General features: G+C 76.0%; 1 protein-coding gene (running past one end of the window). It reads right to left on the reverse strand.

Annotated elements, in window-relative coordinates:
• Positions 1-22,293: the 3' portion of a type I polyketide synthase gene (locus ACLQ22_RS22275; protein WP_425694017.1), read on the reverse strand. It continues 7,491 nt past the right edge of the window; the window shows 22,293 of its 29,784 coding nt (coding positions 7,492-29,784); its start codon lies beyond the right edge, outside the window; it ends in the stop codon at positions 1-3.

Here is a 22,293-nt window from a genome sequence, read left to right on the forward strand (position 1 = left end):
CTACAGCCCCGGCAGGCTGCCTCCGGGGCCACCCAGCTCGCGGTGGATGAAATCGAAGATCTCGGCGTCAGTGGCGTCGTCGAGGGTGTGCGTGGCCGGTTTCTCCTCGACGGGTCCGCGCTCGTCGCCCCACCGGGCGACGAACGCCTGCAACTGCACCAGCAGCTTCTGCCGGGTCAGCCGGTCCGGCGCGTCGGCCGCGAAGACCCCGTCGAGCCGCTCCAGCTCGGCGAGCAGCGGCGCGGCCGCGGCGGCGCCGTCCTCGACGAGCTGGTCGCGCAGGTGCCGGGCGAGCGCCGCGGGCGTGGGGTAGTCGAACACCACGGCGGCGGGCAGCTGGACGCCGGTGGCGGCGCGGAGCCGGTTGCGCAGCTCCACGGCCGTCATCGAGTCGAAGCCGACCTCGCGGAACGCGCGGTCGGGCTCCAGCCCTCCGCCCCCGGTGTGGCCGAGCACGGCCGCCGCCAGGTTGCCCACGAGCTCGACGAGGACGCCCTCCCGTTCGCCGGGGCCCAGCGGGCGCAGCCGCTCCCGCAGCGCGGTCGCCGCCTCGTCGTCCGCCGGCTGGCGGTCGTCGTCGGCGGGCATCGCCGCGCCCGCCTCGGGGACCCCGGTCAGCAGCGGGCACGGCCGCATCGACGCGAACGTCGGCACGAACCGGTCCCAGCGCACGTCGGCGAGCACCAGGGCCGCCTCCTCCCGCAGCGCCTGACCGAAGGCCTCGACGGCCAGCTCCGGGGGCAGGCCCGGCAGGCCCCGCCGGCGCAGCTGCGCCAGCTCGACCGACTCGGGGTCGTCGTCCCACGGGCCCCACGCCACGGCGGTGGCGGCCAGCCCGCCGTGCCGCCGGTTCGCCGCGAGCGCGTGCAGCAGCGCGTCGCCGGCGGACTGGCCGGCCCGGCCGCCCGCGCCCCACACCCCCGTGGTGGAGGTGCACAGCACGAACGCGTCGAGCGGCCGGTGCGCCAGCTCGTCGGCGTACCTCGGCACGTCGCCGACGGTGGCGGCCAGGTCGGCGGCCAGGCCGGCGAGGGTCAGCTCGGCCAGCGGCACCGAGCCGGTCTCCGCCGGTACGTGCACGAGCGCGGTCACCGGCCGGCTCTCGGCGTCGAGCTGCTCCATCAGGTCACCGAGCTTGCCCGTCGCCGGCTCGGCCAGCGGGAGCACCTCGGCGCCGTTGCGGCCGAGCCAGTCGGTCGCGTGCCGGGCGAGCGCCCCGGTCCGACCGGTGAGCAGGACGGTGCCGTTCGGCCGGTACCCGCCGCCAGCCGCCGGCCGTGCGGTGTCGCGGACCAGGCGCCGGGCGTGCACGCCGGCCTCCCGTACGGCGAGCTGGTCCTCCCCGTCGACGTTGACCAGGGCTGCGGCCAGGGCCGCGTACGCCGCCTCGTCCGGGCCCGCCGGCAGGTCGACGACTCCGCCGACGTGCCGGGGGTGCTCCAGGGCGGCGACGAGGCCGAGGCCCCACGTGGTGGCCTGCGTCGGGTGCACGACCGGTTCGTCGTCCACGGCGACGGCGCCGGTGGTGGCCAGCCACAGCGGCACGGCCGGGCCGGAGCGGCCGGTGTGCGCCTGCACGAGCAGCAGGTTCGCCGCCAGGCCGGTCGGCAACGCGGTCTGCTCCGGGTGCGGCGCCTCGTCCAGCGCCAGCAGGGAGAGCAGTGCCGTCGGCTGGTGCGCGGCGGCGAGCCGGTCGAGGTCGGCGGCCAGGCCGTCGCGGGTGGCCGTGGCCGGGTCGACGGTCAGCAGGTGCACCGTGGCGGCGCCGGCCGTGAGGGCGGCGAGCACCCGGTCGGTGACCTGGTGCGGCGGGGCCACCACCAGCCACGTGCCGGGGTCGGCGCCGGTCAGCGCCCGACGTTCCCAGGTGACCCGGTACCGCCAGCCGGCGAGGGTGCCGTCGAGCTGCTGGCGGCGCCGCCACGACTCCAGTTCCGGCAGCAGCTCACGCATCGGCTGGTCCGGGTCGAGGCCGAGGCGGCCCAGGTCGCCGTCGGTGACGGCCCGCCAGAACGCGTCGTCGACCGGGTCCGCGGCCCGGGTCGGGACCGCGTCGAGGGTCGGCCAGTAGCGCTGCGGCCGGAACGCGTACGTCGGCAGCTCGGGCAGCCGGCGGGGATCCGGACGGGGGCCGGCCAGCACGGCGAGCACCGCCGCCCAGTCGACGTCGCGCCCGGTGCCGTCCAGGACGGCCAGCGCGGAGAGCAGGGCGGTCGGCTCGTCGGTGCCGACGCGCAGCGCCGCCACGGCCGTCCCGTCGTCGTCGCCGGGCAGCAGGCCCGCGGTCATCGCGGTCAGCACCGCCTGCGGGCCAAGCTCCAGGAAGGTGTCCACGCCCGCGTCACGCAGCGCGGCGATCCCGTCGGCGTACCGGACGGCCTCCCGGACGTGCCGCACCCAGTAGTCGGGCGTACGGATCTCGTCGGGCCCGGCGAGCCGCCCGGTCAGGTTCGACACGATCGGCAGCAGCGGCGCGGCGAACGTCAGCCCGTCGAGCACGGCCCGGAACTCGGCCAGCATCGGCTCCATCAGCGGGCTGTGGAACGCGTGGCTGACCCGCAGCCGCCGGGTGCGTACCCCGCGCTCCCGCCAGAGCCGCTCCAGCCCGTCGAGGGCGTCGAGGGCCCCGGCGAGGACCACGGCGGTGGGACCGTTGACGGCGGCGACGCCGACCCGGTCGCCCAGCCCGGCCAGGGAGTCGACCACGGCCGCCTCGTCGGCGGCGACGGCGAGCATCCCGCCCCCGGCGGGCAGGGCCTGCATGAGCCGGCCCCGGGCGGCCACCAGCGTGGCGGCGTCCGCGAGGGACAGCACCCCGGCGACGTGCGCGGCGGTGATCTCGCCGATCGAGTGCCCGGCGACGTGCCCGGGCACCACGCCGAACGACTCGACCAGCCGGAACAGGGCCACCTCCAGCGCGAAGAGCCCGGCCTGGGTGAACACCGTCTCGTCGAGCAACGCCGCCTCGACGCTGCCGTCGGCCGCGAACAGCACCGGCTTCAGCGACTGCGGCAGCTGGTGGTCCAGCGCCGCGCAGACCTCGTCGAGGGCCGCCGCGAAGACGGGGAACGTGTCGTACAGCTGCCGGCCGGCGCCGGGGCGCTGGGCGCCCTGGCCGGAGAACTGGACCGCGAGGCCGCCTCCGCGCCGCCGGGCGGTGACCAGCGCGGGGTGTGCCTCGCCGCCGGCCAGCGCCCGCAGCGCGGCCAGCCGGGTCTCCCGGTCGGCGGCGACCACGGCGGCCCGCTGGCCGAGGTGGGCGCGGCCGTCGGCGAGCGCCCAGGCGACCAGGTCGGCGGGGTCGTCGCCCGTCGCGACCCGGTCGGCCAGCCGGCCGGCCTGCTCGCGCAGCGCGGGCAGGTCGGCGGCGGAGACCGGCCACGGCAGGGCCGTCCCGGGCCGTTCCCCGTCGGGGGCGACCGGTTCCGGCCGCTGCGGGGCCTGCTCCAGGATCACGTGGGCGTTGGTGCCGCTGATCCCGAACGAGGAGACGCCGGCCCGGCGGGGCCGGTCCTCGGCGGTCCACGGCCGTGCCTCGGTGAGCAGCGCCAGCGCGCCGGACGTCCAGTCGACGTGCGGGGTCGGCGCGTCGACGTGCAGGGTCGCCGGCAGCACCTCGTGTTGCAGGGCCAGCACCATCTTCATCAGGCTGGCGGCGCCCGCCGCGGCCTGGGTGTGGCCGATGTTCGACTTCACCGACCCGAGCCACAGCGGCCGGTCGGCGGAGCGGTCCCTGCCGTACGTCGCCAGCAGCGCCTGCGCCTCGATCGGGTCGCCCAGCGTGGTGCCGGTGCCGTGCGCCTCGACGACGTCCACGTCGCCGGGGGTCAGGCCGGCGTTGTCCAGCGCCTGCCGGATGACCCGCTGCTGCGCGGGCCCGTTCGGCGCGGTGAGGCCGTTGCTCGCGCCGTCCTGGTTGACGGCGCTGCCCCGTACGACGGCGAGGATCCGGTTGCCGTCGCGCTGGGCGTCGGAGAGCCGCTGGAGCAGCAGGACGCCGACGCCCTCGCCCCAGCCGGTGCCGTCGGCGGCCTCGGCGAACGCCTTGACCCGCCCGTCGGCGGCTAGGCCGCGCTGCCGGGAGAACTCCAGGAACGCGCCCGGGGTCGACATCACCGTCACGCCGCCGGCCAGGGCGAGGTCGCACTCGCCGCTGCGCAGCGCCTGCGCGGCGAGGTGCAGCGCCACCAGCGACGACGAGCAGGCCGTGTCGACGGTGACCGCCGGGCCGTGCAGCCCGAACGAGTACGCCAGGCGGCCGGAGACCACCGACGCGCCGTTGCCGGTCGCCTGGTAGCCCTCCACCTGGGACCGGGCGCCCAGCAGCAGGGTGGCGTAGTCCTGCCCGTTGGTGCCCATGAAGACGCCGGTGGCGGAGCCGCGCACCCGGTGCGGGTCGATGCCGGCGCGTTCGAAGACCTCCCAGGTGGTGTGCAGCAGCAGCCGCTGCTGCGGGTCCATCGCGAGGGCCTCGCGCGGGTTGATGCCGAAGAACGCGGCGTCGAAGCCGGCCACGTCGTGCAGGAACCCGCCGCTGCGGGTGTAGCTGGTGCCGACCCGCTCCGGGTCGCTGTCGAACAGGGCGTCGAGGTCCCAGCCCCGGTCGGCGGGCATCGGCGTGACGGCGTCCACGCCGTCGGCCAGCAGCCGCCACAGTTCCTGCGGCGAGGACACCCCGCCGGGGAAGCGGCAGGCCATGGAGACGATCGCGATCGGCTCGTCCGCCGGCGGCCGGGCCGAGACCACGCCGCCGGTGGCGGGGCCGCCGTCCGCGCCGACCACGATTTCGGTACGCAGGAAGCGGGCCAGTTCCGCCGCCGACGGATGGTCGAAGACCACGGTCGACGGCAGGGCCAGGCCGGTGACCCGGCCCAGCCGGTCGCGCAGCTGCACGGCGGCGAGGGAGTCGAAGCCCAGCTCGCGGAACGCCCGGCCGGCCGGCACCTGGTCGGTGGTGGGGTGGCCGAGGACGGCCGCCGCCTCCGCGCGGACGAGGTCGACCAGCAGCGCCTCCTGACCGGTCGCCGGCAGGGCCGCGAGCCTGGCCCGCAGCCCGTCGGTGGCGGCGGCGCTCTCCGGCCGCTCCGGCTCCTCGGCGACGGCGGGGGCGACCCGGTCGAAGAGGTGGCTCGGCCGCGCGGCGGTGAACGCCGTGACGAACCGGGACCAGTCGACGTCGACGATCACCGGCGCGGTCTCCGGGGCGTTCACCCAGCGGCCGAGCGCCGCGACGGCGGCGTCGGGCGCGAGCGGGGTGAACCCGCGGCGGCGCAGGCCGTCCGCCGTCTCGCCGGCGGCCATGCCGTCCTCCGCCCACGGGCCGTAGGCCAGGGCGGTGGCGGGCAGGCCGGCCGCCCTGCGGGCGGCGACGAGCGCGTCGAGCAGGGCGTTGCCGGCCGCGTAGCCGGCCTGGCCGCCGCCGCCCCAGACACCGGCGACCGAGGAGAAGACCACGAACGCGTCGAGGTCCCGGCCCCGGCAGGCGGCGTCGAGGTGGACGGCGCCGAGCACCTTGCCGGCCAGGGTCTCCGCAAGCTCGCCGTCGGTCACCTCGTACGCCGGGGTGGTGCCGCCGGACGCACCGGCGGTGTGCACGACGGCGGTCAGCTCCGGCAGCCCGGCCACCAACGCGTCGACCGCCGCCCGGTCGGTGACGTCACACGCCACCACCCGCACCGCACCCAACTCGTCGACCAGCTCCGCCGCGCCCGGCGCCGCCGGACCACGCCGCGAGGCGAGCACCACCTCGGCCGCCCCGTTGGCCAACAGCCAGCGGGCCACGTGCCGACCCAACGCACCCGTACCGCCGGTCACCAGCACCGTCCCGGCGGGCCGCCAACCCGCACCCGCGGGCGGCGCGGCCGGCACCAGCCGCCGGCCGAAGAGGCCGTTGCGGCGGACGGCCACCTGGTCCAGGGTGCCGTCGGCCAGGACCGTGACGAGCCCGGCGCGGGTGCTCCGGTCGGCGCGGTCGGGCAGGTCGACCAGGCCGCCCCAGCGGTCCGGTTGTTCGAGGGCGACGACCCGGCCCAGGCCCCAGGCCAGGGCCGCCCAGACGTCGCCGACCCGTTCCCCGGCCGTGGCCGGCATCGCGGTCCGGCTGAGCGCCCACACCCGGCCCGGCAGGCCGGTGTCGGTCAGCGCCCGGGTGAGGGTGAGCAGCACCGCCGTGCCGGCGGGCACCGCCGGGGTGTGCGTCAGCGGCCGGTCCTGGCGGGGCAGCACGCAGAGCACCCCGGCCCAGCCCTCCCCGCTGATCCGGCGCAGCCGTTCGCCCAGGTCGGCGCGGGCGAGGGTGGACGACACGGTGAGCGTGTCCACCCGGGCGCCCGCCTGGATGAGCGTCTTCGCCACGCCCGCGTCGGCACCGCTGTCGACGGTGACGACCAGCCACCGCCCGGACAACCGGGTTGCCGGGGCCGGCCGCACCGGCTCCCACCCGACCCGGTACGACCACCCGTCCAGGGCGGTGTCCCGGGACCGGTGCTGACGCCAGCGCGCCAGGAGCGGCAGGGCCGGGCCGAGCGCGTCCAGGTCCTCGGTGCCGTCGCCGAGTTCGGCGGCGAGGGCGGCCAGGTCGCCGCGCTCGACGGCGGCCCAGAACTCGGCGTCGCCGCCGTCCGGGGCAGCCTGCTTCGTCGGCGTGCCCTCCGGCCAGTACCGCTGGTGCTGGAAGGCGTACGTGGGCAGGTCCACCCGCCGCGCCCCGCTGTCGGCGAACCACGGCTGCCAGGTCACGGCAACGCCGTGCACGTGCAGCTCGGCCAGGGCGTGCAGCAGCGCCTGTGCCTCCGGCCGGTCCCGGCGCTGCGCGGCGACGGCCAGCACGCCGTCGTCGCCGGGCAGCACGTCGGCCGCCATCGCGGTCAGGACGCTCTGCGGGCCGACCTCCAGGAACGTGTCCACCCCGGCGGCCCGCAGCGCGGTGATCCCGTCGGCGAAGCGCACGGCCTCGCGCACGTGCCGCACCCAGTACCCGGCCGTGCGGATCTCGTCGCCGGCCAGCGCACCGGTCACGTTCGACACGATCGGCAGCAACGGCGCCGCAAAGGTGAGCCCGGACAGGACCGCACGGAACTCGTCGAGCATCGGCTCCATCAGCGGACTGTGGAACGCGTGACTCACCGTCAGCCGGCGCGTGCGGACACCCCGGTCCCGCCAGAGCCGCTCCACCTCGTCGAGGGCGTCGACGGCGCCGGAGACCACCACGGCGGCCGGCCCGTTGACCGCCGCGATACCGACGCGGTCGGTCATCCCGGCGATGGACTCGACCACCGCGGCCTCGTCGGCGGCCACGGCCAGCATGCCGCCGCCGGCGGGCAGCGCCTGCATCAACCGACCCCGCGCCGCCACGAGCGCGCACGCGTCGGGCAGCGACAACACCCCGGCCGCGTACGCGGCCGTGACCTCACCGATCGAGTGACCGGCCAGCAGGTCCGGCACGACCCCGAACGACTCCACGAGACGGAACAGCGCCACCTCGACCGCGAACAGGCCCGCCTGCGTGAAGACGGTCTGATCCAGCAGACCGGCCTCGGCGGAACCCGCCTCGGCGAACAGCACCTCCCGCAACGGACGCGGCAGCAACGCATCCAGGTGCGCGCACACCTCGTCCAACGCGGCGGCGAACACCGGGAACTCGCCGTACAGCTTCCGACCCATCCCGGCGCGCTGCGCACCCTGGCCGGAGAACAACAGCGCGAGCTGGCCGCGTACGGCGGCGGAACCGGTCACGAGGGCCCCGGAGGGCTCGCCCGTGTCGAGGGCCCGCAGCGCGGCGAACAGGTCGTCCCGGTCGGCCACCACGGCGACGGCGCGCTGCTCCAGCGCGGGCCGGGTGGTGACGGAGGACCAGGCCACGTCCAGCGGACGCGGGGCCTCGTCGGCGGCGAGCCAGCGCGCCCACCGGCCCGCCTGACCGGCCAGGGCCGCGTCGGAGCGCGCGGACAGCAGCACCGGCACGACCGGCGGCACGTTGTGGGCGACGATCTCGCCCTCGATCGCCTCGGCCGGCGGCTGCTCGATGATCACGTGCGCGTTGGTGCCGGAGATGCCGAACGATGACACCGCCGCCCGGCGCGGCCGGTCCACCGCCGGCCACGGGGTGGGCTCGGTCGCGAGGGCCACCGCGCCGGCGGTCCAGTCGATGTGCGGGGACGGCTCGTCGACGTGCAGGGTCGGTGGGACGAGGCCGTGCCGCATCGCCAGGACCATCTTGATCACGCCGGCAACGCCGGCGGCGGCCTGGGTGTGCCCGATGTTCGACTTCACCGACCCCAACAGCAGCGGACGGTCCTGCGGACGCTCCTGCCCGTACGTCGCCAGCAGCGCCTGCGCCTCGATCGGGTCGCCGAGGGTGGTGCCCGTGCCGTGCGCTTCGACGGCGTCCACGTCGGCCGGGGTCAGGCGGGCGTTCGCGAGGGCCTGCCGGATCACGCGCTGCTGCGAGGGGCCGTTCGGGGCGGTCAGGCCGTTCGACGCGCCGTCCTGGTTCACGGCCGTGCCGCGTACCACGGCGTAGATCTTCCGGCCCTCACGCTGGGCGTCGGAGAGGCGCTGCACCAGCAGGACACCCACGCCCTCGGACCAGCCTGTCCCGTCGGCGGAGGCGGCGAACGACTTGCACCGGCCGTCCTGCGACAGGCCCCGCTGCCGCGAGAACTCGATGAACGTGCCGGGTGTGGCCATCACCGTCACGCCGCCGGCCAGGGCGAGATCGCACTCGCCGCTGCGCAGCGCCTGCGCGGCGAGGTGCAGCGCGACGAGGCTGGACGAGCACGCCGTGTCCACGGTGACCGCCGGGCCCTCCAGGCCGAAGGTGTACGCGACCCGGCCGGACAGCACGCTGCCGGAGGTACCGGTCCCGACGTAGCCCTCCACCTCGGTCGGCAGGTCCATCAGTCGGGAGGCGTAGTCGTGGTACATGACGCCGGCGAAGACGCCGGTCCGGCTGCCCCGCAGCCGCTGCGGATCGAGACCGGCCGACTCGAACGACTCCCACGACGCCTCCAGCAGCAGCCGCTGCTGCGGATCCATGGCGAGGGCCTCACGCGGCGAGATCCCGAAGAACCCGGGGTCGAACTCGGCGGCACCGTAGAGGAAACCGCCGTGCCGCGTGTACGACGTACCGCTGCGGTCCGGGTCCGGATCGAACAGCGACTCCAGGTCCCAGCCCCGGTCCGCCGGGAACTCCGAGATCCCGTCGCCGCCGCCGGCCAGCAACTCCCACAGCTCGTCGGGAGACTCCACGCCGCCCGGGTAGCGGCAGGCCATGCCCACGATCGCGATCGGCTCGTCGGTGCCGACGACCGTACCCGCGACCATGTCTCCGGTGGACTGACGCACCCCGGCCAACTCCGACCACAGGTGGTCGGCGAGCACCGCCGGGGTCGGGTAGTCGAAGACCAGCGTCGAGGCCAACCGCAGCCCGGTGGCCGCGTTCAACCGGTTACGCAGGTCCACCGCCGTCAGCGAGTCGAAGCCCAGCTCCCGGAACGCCCGGTCCGCCGGCACCGCCTCCGCCCCACCGTGCCCGAGCACCTGCGCGACCAGGCCCCGCACCAGCAGGTCGACCTGGGCCCGGCCCTCGTCCTCGGTCAGCCCGGCGAGCCGGTCGGCCCAGCCGCCACCGCCCTGCCCCGCCTGGCGGCGGGTGCTGGTCACGCCGATCAGGGTGCGCAGCACGGCCGGCACGGGGCCGGCGGAGGTCGCCGCCCGCAGCGCGGGCACGTCGATCACGGCCGGCACCAGGGCCGCCCGATCGGCGGCCAGGGCGGCGTCGAACAGCTCCAACCCGACCTCGGCGCTCATCGGCGTCAGACCCGCCCGCGCCGAACGCGCCCGATCCGCCTCGTCGATGGAGGCGGCCATGCCGGGGGTGTCCCACATGCCCCAGGCGAGGCTGACGGCCGGCAGACCCAGCTGCCGCCGGTACACCGCCAACCCGTCCAGGAACGCGTTACCCGCCGCATACGCCGACTGACCCGGCGAACCGAGCACACCCGCCACCGACGAGAACACCACGAACAGATCAAGATCCAGCGACGCCGTCGCCTCGTGCAGCAGCCAACCCGCCGACGCCTTCGGCGCCAACACCCCGGCAAGACGCTCGGCGGTCAGCCCCTCGACCACCCCGTCGTCCAGAACGCCGGCGGTGTGCACCACACCCGCCAGCCGGCCCTCGGCTGCGATCTCGGCAACCAGCGCGCCGACCTGGTCCCGGTCGGTCACGTCACACGCGACCACCCGCACCGACGCGCCCAGCGCGGACAGCCGCTCCGACAGCTCGCCCGCACCCGCGGCCTCCGGGCCACGCCGCGACACCAGCACCAGCGACCGTGCGCCCCACGACGACACCAGGTGCTCCGCCACCAGCGCGCCCAGCGCGCCCGTACCGCCGGTCACCAGCACCGCACCGTCACCCACGGTCGGCGTCTCCGCCACCGTGACGCCGGCCCGGACCAGGCGCGGCGAGTACACCGCGCCGTTACGGACGGCCAACTGGCCGCCGGTCGCGGCGGGTTCGCGCAGCGCGCCCTCCAGGAGGGCCACCAGCGCGGCATCCAGCTCGCCGTCGACGTCCGCGAGGACGATGCGACCCGGGTGCTCCGACTGCGCCGAGCGCAGCAGGCCCCACACGGCCGCAGCGGCCAGGTCGGTCACCCGGTCCTCGTCACCGACCGACACGGCACCCCGGGTCGCCACCACGAGCCGCGACTCCGACAGGGCGTCCGCCGCCAGCCAGGACTGCACCGTCGCCAGCATCTCCGAGGTCGCCGCCCGGACGGACTCCGGCGTCTCCGCCGCCGATCCGGGGAACAGCGGAAGCAGCACCGCGCGGGGGACGGACTCCTCCCCCGCGATCGTCGCCACGTCGGGGTACGCGGGCATTCCGACCGGTGCCGCCAGCTCCCGGCCGCCGGTCACCAGCGCCCATCCGGAGATCTCCCCGGCAGGCGTGACCTCCACGGCCGGCCACCGCAGCTCGAACAGCGACCGCGACGCCGTGCCCGGCGCGGGCACGCCGGTCAGCTCCCGCAGGACGAGGGAGTCCACCGACACGACCGGCGCGCCCGCCTCGTCGTACGCGGCCAGCCGCAGGCCGGAGCCGTCGCGGGTCAGGCGCACCCGCAGTGCCCCCGCGCCCGAGGCGTGCACCTGCACGCCCTCGAACGCGAACGGCACCCGCGGCCCGCCCGACTGCTCCGCACCCGACAGCAGCCCGATCGGGTGCAGGGCCGCGTCCAGCAGCGCCGGATGCACCCCGAACCCGACGGCCTCCGTCGCGGCGTCGTCCGGCAGGACCACCTCGGCGTACACCTCGGCGCCGCTGGTCCAGGCACGCCGGAGCCCCTGGAAGACCGGCCCGTACGTCAGGCCGTGCTCCGCCAGCGTCGGGTACCAGCCCGCCAGGTCCACCTCCGCCGCGCCGACCGGGGGCCAGGTGACCGGGTCGGGCTCGTCGGCGGTGGACGGCTCCAGCACGCCCTCCGCGTGCCGGGTCCAGCCCGCCTCGGGGTCGTCGTCGGGGCGGGAGTAGACGGCGACGGGACGCTGCGGCGACTCCGACGTGGAAACCCGCACCTGGATCCGCACGCCTCCCGTTCCGGGGACGACCAGCGGGGCGGCCACGGTCAGCTCCCGCAGCCGGGAGAGGCCCACCTCGTCGCCGGCCCGCACGGCCAGCTCGACCAGGGCGGTACCCGGTACCAGCGTCAGCCCGGAGACCGTGTGGTCGGCCAGCCAGGGGTGCGTGGCCAGGGAGAGCCGGCCGGTCAGCACCATCTCGTCGTCGCCGGCCAGGTCCACCGCCGCGCCGAGCAGCGGGTGCTCGGTGCGGCCGAGCCCGGCCCCGGACACGTCGCCCGTACGCGCCCGGTTGGCGGCGGGCCAGTAGCGCTGGTGCTGGAAGGCGTACGTGGGCAGGTCCACCCGCCGCGCGCCCGTCTCGGCGAACCACTGCGTCCAGGACACGGGAACCCCGTGCACGTGCAGCTCCGCCAGGGCGTGCAGCAGCGCCTGCGCCTCCGGCCGGTCGCGGCGCTGCACGGCGACGGCCAGCACGGCATCGTCGTCGGGCAGCACGTCGGCCGCCATCGCCGTCAGGACGCTCTGCGGCCCGACCTCCAGGAACGTGTCGACACCGGCGGCCCGCAACGCCGTGACCCCGTCGGCGTAGCGCACGGCCTCGCGGACGTGCCGCACCCAGTACTCCGGGGTGCGGATCTCGTCGGCATCGGCCAGCGCACCGGTCACGTTCGACACGATCGGCAGCAACGGCGCGGTGAAGGTGAGCCCGGACAGGACGGTGCGGAACTCGTCGAGCATCGGCTCCATCAGCGGACTGTGGAACGCGTGGCTGACGGTCAGCCGGCGAGTGCGGACACCCCGGTCCCGCCAGAGCCGCTCCACCTCGTCCAGGGCCTCGACAGCACCGGAGACAACCACGGCCGTCGGACCGTTGACGGCAGCGATGCCCACCCGGTCGGCGAGCCCGGCGAGAGACTCCGCCACCGCCGCCTCGTCGGCAGCCACCGCCAACATCCCGCCACCCGCGGGCAGCGCCTGCATCAGCCGGCCCCGCGCGGCGACGAGGGCGCACGCGTCCGCCAGGGACAACACCCCGGCCACGTGCGCGGCCGTGACCTCGCCGATGGAGTGGCCGGCCAGCAGGTCCGGCACGACGCCGAACGACTCCACCAGACGGAACAGGGCCACCTCGACCGCGAACAGGCCGGCCTGGGTGAAGACGGTCTGGTCCAGCAGTTCCGCCTCGGGGCTGCCCGCCGCGGCGAACAGCACCTCCCGCAACGGACGCGGCAGCAGCGGATCGAGCTGCGCGCACACCTCGTCCAGCGCGGCGGCGAACACCGGGAACTGGGCCGACAACTCCCGGCCCATGCCGGCACGCTGCGCGCCCTGACCGGAGAACAGCAGGGCGAGTTGGCCGCGCTGGCCGGCGGCGCCGGAGACGACCGTACCGGTGGGGTCGCCGTCGGCGAGGGCGGTCAACGCCGCGATCAGGCCGTCCCGGTCGGCGGCGGTCACCACCGCCCGGTGCTCCAGCGCGGGCCGCGTGGTCACCGAGGACCAGGCGACGTCCAACGGACGCGGCGCCTCGTCGGCGACGAGCCAACGCGCCCACCGGCCCGCCTGCGCCGACAACGCCGCATCGGAGCGGGCCGACAGCAGCACCGGCACCACCGGACGCACCTCGCGGGCGACGATCTCACCCTCGATCGCCTCGGCGGGCGGCTGCTCGATGATCACGTGCGCGTTCGTGCCGGAGATCCCGAACGACGACACCGCCGCCCGACGCGGCCGGCCCACCTGCGGCCACGGCGTCGACTCGGTCGCCAGGGCCACCGCACCGGCCGTCCAGTCGACGTGCGGCGACGCCTCGTCCACGTGCAGCGTCGGCGGCACCAGGCCGTGCCGAATGGCCATGACCATCTTGATCACGCCGGCCACACCGGCGGCGGCCTGGGTGTGCCCGATGTTCGACTTCACCGACCCCAACAGCAGCGGCCGGTCCTGCGGACGCTCCTGCCCGTACGTCGCCAGCAGCGCCTGCGCCTCGATCGGGTCACCGAGCGTGGTGCCGGTGCCGTGCGCCTCGACCGCGTCCACGTCGGCGGCGGTCAGGCGGGCGTTCGCGAGGGCCTGCCGGATCACCCGCTGCTGCGACGGGCCGTTCGGCGCGGTCAGGCCGTTCGACGCGCCGTCCTGGTTCACGGCCGTGCCGCGTACCACCGCCAGCACGCGGTGCCCGTTGCGCCGCGCGTCCGACAGCCGCTCCACGAGCAGCACGCCCACGCCCTCGGACCAGCCTGTGCCGTCGGCCGACGCGGCGAACGACTTGCACCGGCCGTCCTGGGACAGACCACGCTGCCGGGAGAACTCGATGAACGTGCCCGGCGTCGCCATCACCGTCACACCGCCGGCCAAGGCCAGATCGCACTCACCCGATCGCAACGCCTGCGCCGCGAGGTGCAGCGCCACCAGCGACGACGAGCAGGCGGTGTCGACGGTGACCGCCGGCCCCTCCAGCCCGAACGTGTACGCGACCCGGCCCGACAGCACGCTGCCCGACGTGCCGGTGCCGACGAAGCCCTCGGCGTCCGGCGGCAGGTCCATCAGGCGCGAGGCGTAGTCGTGGTACATCACGCCGGCGAAGACACCCGTCCGGCTGCCCCGCAGCCGCTGCGGGTCCAGACCGGCCGACTCGAAGCTCTCCCACGACGCCTCCAGCAGCAACCGCTGCTGCGGGTCCATCGCCAGGGCCTCACGCGGCGAGATCCCGAAGAACCCGGGGTCGAAGTCCGCCGCACCGTACAGGAAACCACCGTGCCGCGTGTACGACGTGCCGCTGTGCTCCGGGTCCGGATCGAACAGGCTCTCCAGGTCCCAACCGCGGTCGGTGGGGAACTCCGAGATCCCGTCGCCGCCGCCGGCCAGCAACGCCCACAGCTGGTCGGGGCTCTCGACGCCGCCTGGATAGCGGCAGGCCATGCCCACGATCGCGATCGGCTCGTCGGTGCTGGCGGCGTGCACCGCCGTCTGGCGGGCGGTGATCTGCCCGGAGACCTGCTCGTGAAGGTGGTCGACGAGCACGGCCGGGGTCGGGTAGTCGAAGACCAGCGTCGAGGCCAACCGCAGCCCGGTGGCCGCGTTCAACCGGTTACGCAGGTCCACCGCCGTCAGCGAGTCGAAGCCCAGCTCCCGGAACGCCCGGTCCGCCGGCACCGCCTCCGCGCCACCGTGCCCGAGCACCTGCGCGACCAGGCCCCGCACCAGCACGTCGATCTGGGCGCGCGCCTCGTCGGGCGCCAGGCCCGCCAGCTGGTTGGCCCAGTCGCCGCCCCGCGCGGCCCGTCGCCGGGCCGCCGTCGACCCGATCAGGGTACGCAGCACGGCCGGCACCGGGCCGGCGCCGAGCGCTGCCCGCATCGCCGGTACGTCGATCACGGCCGGCACCAGGGCCGCCCGGTCGGCGCCCAGGGCGGCGTCGAACAGCTCCAACCCGACCTCGGCGCTCATCAGCGTCAGACCCGCCCGCGCCGAACGCGCCCGATCCGCCTCGTCGATCGAGGCCGCCATGCCCGCGGTGTCCCACATCCCCCACGCCAGGCTGACGGCCGGCAACCCGAGCTGCCGCCGCCACACCGCAAGCCCGTCGAGGAACGCGTTACCCGCCGCATACGCCGACTGACCCGGCGAGCCCAACACACCCGCCACCGACGAGAACACCACGAACAGATCCAGATCCAGCGACGCCGTCGCCTCGTGCAACAGCCAACCCGCCGACACCTTCGGCGCCAACACCGCACCGAGCCGCTCAGCAGTCAGCCCCTCCACGACACCGTCGTCCAGGACACCGGCGGTGTGCACCACACCCGCCAGCCGGCCCTCGGCTGCGATCTCGGCAACCAGCGCGCCGACCTGGTCCCGGTCGGTCACGTCACACGCGACCACCCGCACCGACGCACCCAACGCCGACAGCCGCTGCGACAGCTCGCCCGCACCGGCGGCCTCCGGGCCACGCCGAGAGACGAGCGCCAGCGACCGCACCCCGTGCACCGACACCAGATGCTCCGCCACCAGCGCACCCAGCGCACCCGTGCCACCGGTGACCAGCACCGTGCCGTCGCCCACGGCGGGCGTCTCTGCCGCCGAGGGGGCGAGCGCGCGCACCAGACGCGGCACGAACACCCCGCCGGAGCGCACCGCGACCTGACCGCCGAACGCCACCGGCTCGTCCGCCACCGCAGCCAGCACACCCAGCAAGCCGGCGTCCACGTCACCGTCGACGTCCGCCAGGACGATGCGACCCGGATGCTCCGACTGCGCCGACCGCAACAGACCCCACACCGCCGCAGCGCCCAGGTCGGTCACCCGGTCGTCAGCAGCAACCGAGACCGCGCCCCGGGTCACCACCACGAGCCGCGAATCCGCCAACGCGTCCGCCGCCAGCCAGGACTGGACGACTGCCAGCACGTGCGACGTCGCCGCGCGAACGGCGTCGGGGACGGCGGCCTGCGACGCGTCGAGCGTCAGCAGCAGACCCTTCGGCGCGACCGCCCGACCGGCGTGGACCTCGGCGACGAGCGTCTCGACGTCGCCGAACACCGGCAGGTCGACGGCGGCCGGCGAGCCGACCAGCGCCCACCCGGAGAGGTCCCCGGCGGCGGCGATCTCCTCGGCCTGCCAGGTGAGTTCGAACATCGAGCGGGACGCGGCGCTCGCCGCGGCCACTCCGGTCAGCTCGCGCAGAACGAGGGAGTCGACCGACACCACGGCCGCGCCCGACTCGTCGCACGCGACCAGCCGCACCGCCGAACCCGTGCGCGTCAGCCGCACCCGCAGCACCCGCGCGCCCGCGGCGTGCACCTGCACGCCCTCGAACGCGAACGGCACGCGCGGCCCGCCCGACTCCTCCGAGCCGGACAGCAGCCCGATCGGGTGCAGGGCGGCGTCCAGCAGCGCCGGGTGCACGCCGAAGCGCGCCGCCTCCGCCGCCGCCTCCTCCGGCAGCACCACCTCGGCGTACACGTCGTCGCCGCCGGTCCACACCCGACGCAGCCCCTGGAACACCGGCCCGTACGCCAGGCCGTGCTCCGCCAGCGTCGGATACCAGCCCGCCAGGTCCACCTCGGACGCGCCGACGGGGGGCCACTCCCCCACGCCCGGCTCGTCGGCCGCCGCGGGCTCCAGTACGCCCTCCGCGTGGTGGATCCACTCGGCCTCCGGGTCGCCCTCGGACTGCGAGTGCACCGCCACGACCCGGGTGCCGGACTCGTCGGCCGCGCCGACGCGCACCTGCACCCGCACCGCGCCGCCCTCCGGCAGCACCAGCGGCGCGGCCATGGTCAGCTCCCGCACCCGCGACGCGCCCGCCTCGTCGCCCGCCCGGACGGCCAGTTCGACGAGGGCGGTGCCGGGCACGATCGCCACGCCGGAGACGACGTGGTCGGCGAGCCACGCGTGGGTGGCGAGCGACAGCCGGCCGGTCAGCACCACCATGTCCGCGCCGGCGACGGTGACCGCCGCGCCGAGCAGCGGGTGCCCGGCCACGCCGAGGCCCGCGCCGGACACGTCTGCGGTACGCGCCTGACCCGCGCCGAGCCAGTACCGCTGGTGCTGGAAGGCGTACGTCGGCAGGTCGACCCGGGCGGCGCCGGCGTCGGTGAACCACTGCGTCCAGGTCACGGGGACGCCGTGGACGTGCAGCGCGGCGAGCGCGTGCAGCAGCGCCTGCGGGGCGGGCCGGTCCCGGCGCTGGACGGCCACCGCGAGCGCGTCCTCGGCGAGCAGGTCGGCGTTCATCGCGGTCAGGACGCTCTGCGGGCCGATCTCCAGGAAGGTGTCGACCCCGGTGGCACGCAGGGCGGCGATGCCGTCGGCGTAGCGGACGGCCTCCCGCACGTGCCGGACCCAGTAGTCGGCGCGGGTGATCTCCTGCGGTTCGGCGAGCGCCCCGGTCAGGTTCGACGCCACCGGCAGCAGCGGCGCCCGGAACGTCAACCCCGCCACAACCGCGCGGAACTCGTCGAGCATCGGCTCCATCAGCGGGCTGTGGAACGCGTGGCTGACGATGAGCCGGCGGGTGCGCGCACCCCGGTCCTGCCAGAGCCGCTCCACCTCGTCGAGGGCGTCGACGGCGCCGGAGACCACCACGGCGGCGGGCCCGTTGACGGCGGCGATGCCCACCCGGTCGGTCAGGCCGGAGATGGACTCCGCCACCGCCGCCTCGTCGGCGGCCACGGCCAGCATGCCGCCGCCGGTAGGCAGCGCCTGCATCAGCCGGCCCCGCGCCGCCACGAGCGCGCACGCGTCCGCCAGGGACAGCACCCCGGCGACGTACGCGGCGGTCACCTCGCCGATCGAGTGACCGGCGACCACGTCTGGCACGATCCCGAACGACTCCACCAGCCGGAACAGCGCCACCTCGACCGCGAACAACCCGGCCTGCGTGAACACGGTCTGATCCAGCAGCTCCGCCTCGGCGGAGCCCGCCTCGGCGAACAGCACCTCCCGCAGCGGGCGCGGCAGCAGCGGGTCGAGCTGCGCGCACACCTCGTCCAGGGCGGTCGCGAAGACCGGGAACAGGGCGGACAGCTCCCGGCCCATGCCGGCGCGCTGCGCACCCTGGCCGGAGAAGAGCACGGCCAGCCGCGTACGCGTCGTGCCGGTGCCGGTGACCACGGTGGCGGCCGACTCGCCGGCGGCGAGGGCACGCAGCCCGGCCAGCAGTTCGTCCCGGTCCGTCGCGGTGACCACCGCGCGGTGCTCCAGCACGGCCCGGCTGACCGTCGACGACCAGGCGACGTCGACGGGGCGCAGCTCCTCGTCTCCGGCGAGCCAGCGGGCCCAGCGGTCCGCCTGCGCCGCGACGGCGGCCTCGGACCGGGCCGACAGCAGCACCGGGGCCGGCAGCCCGCCGGACGTCGGGGCGCCCTCGCCCCGGGTCGGCTCCGCCTCGGCGGGCGGCTGCTCGATGATCACGTGCGCGTTGGTGCCGCTGACTCCGAACGACGAGATTGCCGCGCGGCGGGGCCGGCCCGCCGCGGGCCAGTCGCGCGCCTCGGTGAGCAGGGAGACCGACCCGGCGCTCCACTCGATGTGCGGGGACGGCTCGTCGACGTGCAGCGTCGACGGCAGCAGCCCGTGCCGCATCGCCATGATCATCTTGATGATGCCGGCCACCCCCGCGGCGGCCTGGGTGTGCCCGATGTTCGACTTGATCGACCCCAGCCACAGCGGCCGGTCCTCCGGGCGGTCCTGCCCGTACGTCGCCAGCAGGGCCTGCGCCTCGATCGGGTCGCCGAGCGTCGTGCCGGTGCCGTGCGCCTCGACGGCGTCCACGTCGGCCGTGGTGAGCCGCGCGTTCGCCAGCGCCTGCCGGATCACCCGCTGCTGCGACGGACCGTTCGGCGCCGTCAACCCGTTCGACGCGCCGTCCTGGTTGATCGCCGAGCCGCGTACCACCGCCAGGATCCGCCGGCCATCGCGCTGGGCGTCGGAGAGGCGCTGCACCAGCAGCACGCCGACGCCCTCGGACCAGCCCGTCCCGTCGGCGGAGGCGGCGAACGACTTGCACCGGCCGTCGGCCGACAGACCACGCTGCCGCGAGAACTCGATGAACGTCCCCGGCGTCGCCATCACCGTCACACCACCGGCCAACGCCAGGTCGCACTCGCCGCTGCGCAACGCCTGCACCGCCAGGTGCAGCGCCACCAGCGACGACGAGCACGCCGTGTCCACGGTGACCGCCGGCCCCTCCAGGCCGAACGTGTACGCCACCCGACCGGACAGCACGCTGCCCGAGGTGCCGGTGCCGAGGTAACCGCCCACGCCCTCGGGCAGATCCTGCACACCCGAGGCGTAGTCGTGGTACATCAGGCCGGCGAAGACGCCGGTCCGGCTGCCGCGCAGCCGCTGCGGGTCGAGACCGGCGGACTCGAACGTCTCCCACGAGGTCTCCAGCAGCAGCCGCTGCTGCGGGTCCATGGCGAGGGCCTCGCGCGGCGAGATGCCGAAGAAGTCCGGGTCGAACTCGGCGGCCCCGTACAGGAAGCCACCGTGCCGGGTGTACGACGTGCCGGGGTTGTCCGGGTCGGGATGGAAGATCCGGTCGAGTTCCCAGCCCCGGTCGGTGGGGAACTCGCCGATGCCGTCGGCCCCGGCGGCGACCAGGTCCCACAGTTGCTGCGGGTTCGTCACGCCGCCCGGGTAGCGGCAGGCCATGCCCACGATGGCGATCGGCTCGTCGACGGTGGTCGCCCGCACGGCGTGCTGCTGGTCGGCGACCTGGCCGGAGAGCTGCTCGTACAGGTGCTCCGACAGGGCGCCGGGGGTCGGGTAGTCGAAGACGAGCGTCGACGTGAGCCGCAGCCCGGTCGCGCTGTTGATCCGGTTGCGCAGCTCGACAGCGGTCAGCGAGTCGAAGCCCAGTTCCCGGAACGCCCGGTCCGCCGGCACCTGGTCGGCGCCGCCGTGACCGAGGACCTGCGCGACCATGCCGCGGACGAGCAGGGCCACCTGCGTCCGCGCCTCCTGCGGGTCGAGCCCGGCCAGCCGGTCGACCCAGGCTCCGGAGCCGGAGCGGCGACGCTTCGTGGCCGGCCCCACCAGGGCCCGCAGCATCACCGGCACCCGGCCCGCAGCGGTCTGCGCCCGCATGGCGGGCAGGTCGACCACGGCCGGCACCAGCGCCGCGCCGCCGTGGGCCAGGGCGGCGTCCCACAGCCCGAGCCCGACCGGGGCCGTCATCGGGACCAGACCGGCCCGGGTCACCCGGGCCCGGTCGGCGTCGTTGATCGACGCGGCCATGCCGTCCGTGTCCCACATGCCCCACGCGAGGCTCACGGCGGGCAGCCCTCGCTGCGCCCGCAGCACGGCGAGGGCGTCCAGGAATGCGTTGCCGGCCGCGTAGGCGGCCTGACCGGGAGAGCCGAGCACCCCGGCGACCGAGGAGAAGAGCACGAACAGGTCGAGGTCCAGCTCGGCGGTCGCCTCGTGCAGCCACCAGCCCGCCGTGACCTTCGGGGCCAGCACGTCCGCCAGCCGCTCGGCGGTGATCCCGCTGACCACGCCGTCGTCCAGGACGCCGGCCGTGTGGACCACCCCGGCCAGGCGATCCTCGTCGGTGATCGACCGGACCAGCTCGCCGACCCGGGCGCGGTCGGTCACGTCCGTGGCGACCACCCGGACGGCCGCGCCCAGCGCGGTCAGCCGCTCCACCAACTGGTCGGCGCCGGGGGCCGCCGGGCCCTGGCGGGACGCCAGCACCAGCGAACGCACGCCGTACGCGGTGACGAGGTGTTCGGACACCAGGGCGCCGAGCGATCCGGTGCCACCGGTGACCAGGACGGTCCCCCGGCCGAGGGTCGTCGGGGTGCGCGTGTCGCCGGTGGCGCGGACCAGCCGCGGCAGGTACGCCGTGCCCGCCCGCACCGCGAGCTGCCCGCCGACACCCGGGTCGTCGGCGGCTGCGGCGAGCAGGGCCAGCAGGTCGGGGTCCAGGTCGACGCCGGGTTCGAGGTCGGCCAGCACGATCCGGCCGGGGTGTTCCGACTGGGCCGAGCGCAGCAGGCCCCAGACCACCGCCCCCGCCAGGTCGGTGACGCGGTCGGTCGTGCCGGTGGCCACCGCGCCACGGGTCACCACGACCAGCCGCGAGTCCGCCAGGGAATCGGCGGCCAGCCACGCCTGCACCGCGCCGAGGACGTCCGCCGTCACCGACCGCGCCGCCTCGGGCACGTCCGCCCCGGCCGCCGCCGGAGCAACGGGCAGCAGCAGCGCCGCGGGAGCGTGGGCCGTTCCGTCCGTCACCGCCGTGGCCACCGCCGCGACCTCGGCGTACGCCGGAAGCTGCGGCGCGCCGTCGAGCGGGCGGTCACCGACCACGACCCAGCCGTACGCGCCGTCGGGTGCGGTGAGCTGCTCGGGCTGCCAGGACACCTCGAACAGGGAGCGGTGCGCCTCGTCGGAGGGCGCCGCCATGCCGGTCAGCTCGCGCAGCGTCAGCGAGTCCACCGACACCACCGGCGCACCCGTCTCGTCGACGGCGACCAGCCGCACCGAGCTGCCGGAGGCGGTGAGGCGGACCCGGAGCGTCCGTGCCCCGACCGCGTGGACCTGCGCCCCTTCGAACGCGAACGGCACCCGGGCCCCGCCGCCGGCCTCGTCGGCGGGCAGCAGCCCGACCGGGTGCAGGGCGGCGTCCAGCAGTGCCGGGTGCACCCCGAAGCCCGCCGGGTCCCCGATCACCTCGTCGGGGAGGGCGACCTCGGCGAACACCTCGCCCTCGGCGGTCCACGCCCGCCGCAGGCCCTGGAAGACCGGGCCGTAGGAGAGCCCGTGCTCGGCCACCGTCGGGTACCACCCGGTCACGTCCACCTCGGACGCGCCGGGCGGCGGCCACGCGCCCAGCGTGGGCTCGTCGGCGGTGGGGGTGCCGACGAGGCCGTCGGCGTGCCGGGTCCAGCCCGACTCCGGGTCGTCCTCGGGCTGGGAGTGCACGGTCACCGACCGGGCGCCGGTCCCGTCGACGGGACCGACCCGGACCTGCACCCGTACGCCGCCGCCGCTGGCGGGCAGCACCAGCGGGGCGAGCACGGTCAGCTCACGGACACGGGAGGCACCGACCTCGTCGCCCGCCCGGACGACGAGGTCGACCAGGGCGGTGCCGGGCACGATCACGGCGCCGGACACGACGTGGTCGGCCAGCCACGGATGGGTCGACACCGACAGCCGGCCGGTCAGCACCACCATGTCCTCGCCGGCGACCGA

Source organism: Micromonospora sp. DT178 (genome assembly GCF_049841695.1).
GTDB lineage: Bacteria > Actinomycetota > Actinomycetes > Mycobacteriales > Micromonosporaceae > Micromonospora.